Here is a 1,183-nt window from a genome sequence, read left to right on the forward strand (position 1 = left end):
CCATATGATTTTGTTTGGTCACTTATATCATACTAGGTTTTTAGCTATGGTTCTAATTTTTTTGTCTGTTGCATTTGATTTTACAATGAACCTAATTAATTTAAAGCTCACTAAACTTCAATAAGTCTTGTTAAAGTAAAATATTAGTGATATAATTAATATAATTTAATACTTTAGGATAAATCTTTGGGGTAGGGTGAAATTCCCAAACGGCGGTAAAAGTCCGCGAACTTATGAGTTGATTTGGTGGAATTCCAAAACCGACAGTTATAGTCTGGATGGAAAAAGATTTAGCTAAATTCAAAATTGAGTATCTTTTGCTAGCTGTTAAATGCTTTAAATTAAAAATATTTAGCAACTTAATTTGGATTTTGTTCTTACTATTAATTGAAATACCTTACACCTATTAGATTTATTTTAATAGGTGTTTTTATTTTATAGGGAGTTGATAATTAATGAGAACAAACACCAAAAAATTAACTATGTTGGCTGTTTTTGCTGCTTTAGCTTTTATTGTAATGACTTTTGGTAGAATTCCAATAGTCTTATTTTTACGTTATGACCCGAAAGATATTATTATAACAATTGCTGGTTTTATTTTTGGCCCTTTATCATCTTTGATGGTTACTTTTATAGTTGCTCTATTAGAAATGTTTACAGTTAGTGATACTGGTATCATTGGATTTTTTATGAATATTATTTCTACAGCATCTTTCGCCTGCCTGGCAGCATATATCTATCAAAAAAACAAAAGTAAAAAAGGAGCTATTTTAGGATTATTGCTTGGTTCAATAACTATGACAATTATTATGCTGCTGTGGAATTATTTAATAACTCCAATTTATTTAGGCTATCCTCGCTCAGAGATTGTTAAACTAATGCTGCCAGCTTTTTTGCCATTTAATTTAATTAAAAGTGTTTTGAACTCTATTTTTACTTTTTTACTCTATCGTCCAGTTTTAAATTCTTTAAAAAAAGCTAATTTAATTAAATAATAAATTAGTTTATACATAAGAAAACTGATTTAGTTAACAGTAAAATAAGTTAAACTTAAACTCACTGATAAATTTATCAGTGAGTTTTTTAATCTTTTTTGGTTCTTTGACAAATGTTGTGAAATCTAAATAGCACCGTTTGAATCATGTTATCTCTTTGTTTTTTTGAATTACTCTTAAATACTTAG

Annotated in this window: 1 protein-coding gene and 1 riboswitch; the gene reads left to right on the top strand. The window is 27.1% G+C overall.

The genetic code is table 11. The features are described 5' to 3' along the window. Window positions 1-178 precede the first annotated feature (178 nt). A riboswitch (FMN riboswitch) is annotated at window positions 179-294 on the top strand. Window positions 295-455: 161 nt separating this feature from the next. Next, entirely contained in the window at window positions 456-995 is a 540-nt protein-coding gene (locus tag BMZ74_RS14310) for an ECF transporter S component (RefSeq protein WP_089862880.1), read from the top strand. Window positions 996-1,183 lie beyond the last annotated feature (188 nt).

It is taken from the genome of Halanaerobium salsuginis (genome assembly GCF_900114545.1).
GTDB lineage: Bacteria > Bacillota > Halanaerobiia > Halanaerobiales > Halanaerobiaceae > Halanaerobium > Halanaerobium salsuginis.